The sequence below is a fragment of the Nocardiopsis trehalosi NBRC 14201 genome (assembly GCF_001552555.1).
Taxonomy (GTDB): domain Bacteria; phylum Actinomycetota; class Actinomycetes; order Streptosporangiales; family Streptosporangiaceae; genus Nocardiopsis_B; species Nocardiopsis_B trehalosi.
Window position 1 is genome coordinate 1 of sequence record NZ_BCRK01000302.1, and the last position, 3,929, is coordinate 3,929.

The window sequence follows — 3,929 nt, forward strand, 5'->3', positions numbered from 1 at the left end:
GTCCGCCCGCCGTGGCGGGTGCGCCCGTTCCCACGCGGCGGACGGCGCCGCCCGCTCCGGGACCCGGCGGTGCGCCCGTCGCGGCGGCCCGGCCCCTCAGGGCGGTGCGCGCCGCGCGGGCTGACGCTCAGGGGCGGATGCTTCCGCAGGTTCGCACGGCCCTCGTCACGGCCCCAGCCACGCCGCTCCCGCCACGCGGCGCACACCTGGAAGGGGACGCGGACCGCCGCTCTGGCGTCGCCGGCCCTTTCGGTGTGCGCGTGGCGTGTCACATGGGGGCCGTCGGCGCGGTGTGGGCGGGCGCGGGGATGCCCGAAGGGGGTTGCGCGGGTGTGGTGGACGTCGTCGCGGTGGTCGCCCCTCGCCGTGCGCGCCCGGAGGGGGACGGCCGCCACCGTGCCGGACCGCGGGCGCGTGCGCATCGCGGGCCTTAGGAAGGGCGCCGTCGCGGTGCGGCGCGGGCGGTCGGATGCCCCAAGAGATCGCGCGCGGGTGTGCCGGGTCGCCTCGGTGGCCGCCCCCTCGGGGGCGGGCTGCCGCTGTGGCGGTCGCCGGGTGTCCTTTCGGCGTGCGCATCGAGGACCTCATGGGGGCGCCTCGCGGTGTGGTGTGGGCGGGTGAGGTGGTGATCGAAGGGATCGCGCGGGTGTGGTGGGCGTCGTCGCGGTGGTCGCCCTCCCGCCGTGCACACCTCGCTTGGGGCGTGGGGCGCCGCCGTGGTGGTCGCCGGGGGCCTCTTCGGTGGGCGCGCCGGGGCGGGGCGGCTCCGCCGGGGGCGGGCCGCCCGTGCCGTCCGGCTACTCCGAGGGCTCCGGCATCTCCGGGCACTCGACGGTGGGGTTGACGCCGACGTAGTTGAGCGGGCCGGCGACGATGGTCACCGCGGTGCTGCCGATCGACGCGCAGTTCTGATCGGAGTCGCTGAAATAGCCCCGTTGGAAGGCCGCGATCACGCCGATGATCAGCCAGACGACGAGGAGCACCGGTACCACGGTCTTGCCTTTTCGCACTTTGGGCCTCCTGGGGGTGGGGTCGGCTCCGGATGCGGAAGCTCTACCCCGTCGCGGCGGGAAGTCACCCCGCACCGCCCGGCACCCCTCGGCGCCCCCGGCAGCCGCGGTCCCCGCCCCCCCCGTGCGCCCGCGTCAGGGGCGCAGCCGCACCGGCAGCGTCTCCCAGCCGCGCACCCGCGCCGACGCCGTCCGCGGCAGCGCCGGCATCGACCCCCGGGTCAGCGCGGGGAAGTGCGCGAGGAACCGCGACAGCAGCACGCGGGTCTCCAACCGCGCCAGGTGGTCGCCCAGGCAGTGGTGGCGCCCCGGCGCGAACGACAGGTGCGCCGGCGCGGACCCGTCGAACCGGTCGACCCGGAACGTGCCCGGATCGGTATAGGCGCGCGGGTCGCGGTTGGCCGCCGGGATCACCTGGATGACGGGGGTGCCCGCCGCGACGGCGTGCCCGCCCAGCTCCGCGTCGCGGACCGCCACCCGCGCGGTCAGGTGCACCGGCGGGGCGAAGCGCAGCACCTCCTCGACCGCCGCCTCGACCCCGCTCGGCCGCTCCGCCAGCCGGCCCCGCACCTCGGGCAGCTCCAGCAGCAGGTGGACCGCGTTGCCCAGCAGCGTGGCCGTGGTGTCGTTGCCCGCCGTCAGCATCAGCACCAGCTGCGCCAGCACCTCGGCGTCGTGGTCGGGGCCGCCGGCGAACTCGGGGCTGTGCGCCAGCGCCGACACCAGGTCGGCGCGCGGTTCGGCGCGCCGCGCCCGCATCAGCCGGCGCAGGTACTCGACCAGTTCGCCGCCCGCGTCGGCGGCGGCCGCCCGGGCGTGCGGCCCGGCGGCGGCACACGTGTCGGGGTCGAGCGCGCCGAGCAGCGACCGCGCCCACGCGGTGAACCGGTCGCGGTCGGCGGCGCCGACGCCGATCACCCGGGCGGCCACGGCCACCGGGACCTCGGCGGCGACCTCGCACATGAACTCGATCTCGGCCCGGCCGCGCAGGAACAGCCGGGCGATGACGTCGTCGGCGACGTGCTCCACGCTGGCGCGCAGAGTGTCGGCGACCGGCCCGCTGAAGGCGGTCTTCATCGCCCGCCGCAGCCGCTGGTGACCGGGCCCGTCGCGGTAGGTGGCCTGGCGCCACCACACGTCGGCGAACCGGTCGAGGGCCCGGTCGGCGGCTTCGGGCCGGGCGGCGGCCGCCGAGGAGAACGTGTCCGGATCGGCGTAGACGCGGACCACGTCGGCGTGGCGGAAGCAGAGGTAGGCGCCGCGGTTGCCGAAACCGGACAGGTAGTGGACGCCCGCCCCGGTCTCGCGCAGGCGGTCGTACAGCGGCCACGGGTCGTCCTGGCCGCCCATCAAGCGCTCCAGCAGGTCGTCCACGCCGATCCGCCGCCCGGCTCAGCGCACGCGGCGCGAGGGCGGGCCGCCGGGGCGCGAGGTGACCGCAGGCGTCATGGCCGTGCCTCCCTGGAGTCGCGGTCCGGGGCGCGGCCGCGTGCGCTCGTGCGGAGCATTCTCCCCGACCCGGGCAGGTTTCTCAATACGTATGAAACGGGCGTCCGGATCAGGCCGCGGGGGCGCGGCGAATCGACCGCCGCGCGGGCGTAGGGTTCCGTCCGAACGAAGATCATCGCGGCGGGGGGCGGGGAATGGCCGACAAGGACACGGGCGGGGGCGGCCGCCGGGGCGGTGAGCGGCGCGGCCACGCCACCCGCGAGCGCATCATCGCCGCGGCGGGCGCCTTCCTCGACGGCGGCGGATCACTCGCCGACCTGCACTTCACCCGGATCGCCCGCGAGATCGGCCTCCACCAGGCCACCCTCTACTACTACTTCGACGACCGGAACCGGCTCGTCGCCGAGATCCTGCGCAGCCGCGCGCTTCCCGACGCCCCGCTGCGGCCCCTCCCTGGCGAGGCGCTGCCCGCCTACATCGGCCGCGCCCTGGACCGGGTCATCGCCCTCTGGACCGACCACGGCAGCCTGGTCAAGGCGGGCGCCGACCTCACCGCCGCCGGCCCCGACTACCTGCGCGACTGGACGGCCCGCCTCACGGCGTGGGTGCCGGCCGCGGCCGCCGTCGCCCGCGCCGACCCCGCGTTCCGCCCGCCCCCCGGGGACGAGCTGGAGGAGCTGCTGACCGCCGCCCTCTGGATGATCGAACGCAACCTCTACGTGCTGTTCTGCACCGACCCCGGCCCGGATCCCGAGCGCGTGCGGCGGCGCCGCGCGGCCCTGCTGCGTGCCGTCCTGGCCGCTGTCGGCCACCCCGCGGCCGCCGATCCGGCCGGTCCCGCCGACCCCGCCGGGGCGGGCGGGTCGTCGGCGGGGCCCGGGCCGGATGCGGTAGAACGGGCCCCATGACCGAAACGACCGACACCACGCCCGGCTGGCTCTCGCGCGAGGAGCTCGACGCCGCCCGCGAACGGCTGCCGATCCTCTACGTCAACGCCGTGCCCGTGCGGGTGGACGACTCCGGCGCCGTGACGAAGGTCGGCCTGCTCCTGCGCGTCGGGCCGGACGGCTCCATCAGCCGCGCGCTCGTCTCCGGGCGGGTGCTCTACCACGAGCGCGTCCGCGACGCGCTCATGCGGCACCTGGAGAAGGACCTGGGGCCGGTCGCGCTGCCCCGCATCCCCGCGTCGCCGCAGCCGTTCACGATCGCCGAGTACTTCCCGACCCCCGGCGTCACCCCGTTCCACGACCCCCGGCAGCACGCGGTGTCGCTCGCCTACATCGTCCCGGTGGCCGGCGACTGCCAGCCCCGCCAGGACGCGCTCGACCTGGTCTGGTTCACCCCCGAGGAGGCCGTCGGACCCGACGTGCAGGTGGAGATGGCCGGCGGGCAGGGGGCCCTGCTGCGCCAGGCCCTGGCCCACGTGGGCCGGCTCGACTGACCGCGGCGGGCGGCCGCCCGCCGCGGTCA

4 protein-coding genes are annotated in these 3,929 nt (G+C 77.0%); 2 read left to right on the plus strand and 2 right to left on the minus strand.

What is annotated here, in order from left to right; genetic code table 11:
- Positions 1–797 precede the first annotated feature (797 nt).
- Together NT8_RS27530 and NT8_RS27535 are read right to left on the minus strand one after the other, a co-directional pair.
- Positions 798–1,010 (minus strand): hypothetical protein, encoded by a 213-nt coding sequence (locus tag NT8_RS27530; RefSeq protein WP_067975874.1) that lies wholly within the window; start codon positions 1,008–1,010, stop codon positions 798–800.
- Between the two features lie 135 nt (positions 1,011–1,145).
- A complete protein-coding gene (locus tag NT8_RS27535) occupies positions 1,146–2,384 on the minus strand; it encodes a cytochrome P450 (protein ID WP_067975876.1) in 1,239 nt (412 codons plus the stop codon).
- Positions 2,385–2,653: 269 nt separating this feature from the next.
- Here NT8_RS27535 and NT8_RS27540 point away from each other — a divergent pair, with 269 nt between their 5' ends.
- Together NT8_RS27540 and NT8_RS27545 are read left to right on the plus strand one after the other, a co-directional pair.
- Positions 2,654–3,367 carry a TetR/AcrR family transcriptional regulator gene (locus NT8_RS27540; RefSeq protein ID WP_067975879.1) on the plus strand — a complete coding sequence of 238 codons (714 nt, stop codon included), beginning with the start codon at positions 2,654–2,656 and terminating at the stop codon, positions 3,365–3,367.
- Positions 3,364–3,900 (plus strand): NUDIX hydrolase family protein, encoded by a 537-nt coding sequence (locus tag NT8_RS27545; protein ID WP_067975881.1) that lies wholly within the window; start codon positions 3,364–3,366, stop codon positions 3,898–3,900. The genes NT8_RS27540 and NT8_RS27545 overlap by 4 nt, the downstream gene beginning before the upstream one ends.
- Positions 3,901–3,929: the final 29 nt, after the last annotated feature.

What these genes read in the sequence shown, in the direction of transcription:
- NT8_RS27540 (WP_067975879.1), top strand. Translation starts at nt 2,654, where the DNA reads ATGGCCGACAAGGACACGGGCGGGGGCGGCCGCCGGGGCGGTGAGCGG.
- NT8_RS27545 (WP_067975881.1), top strand. Translation starts at nt 3,364, where the DNA reads ATGACCGAAACGACCGACACCACGCCCGGCTGGCTCTCGCGCGAGGAG.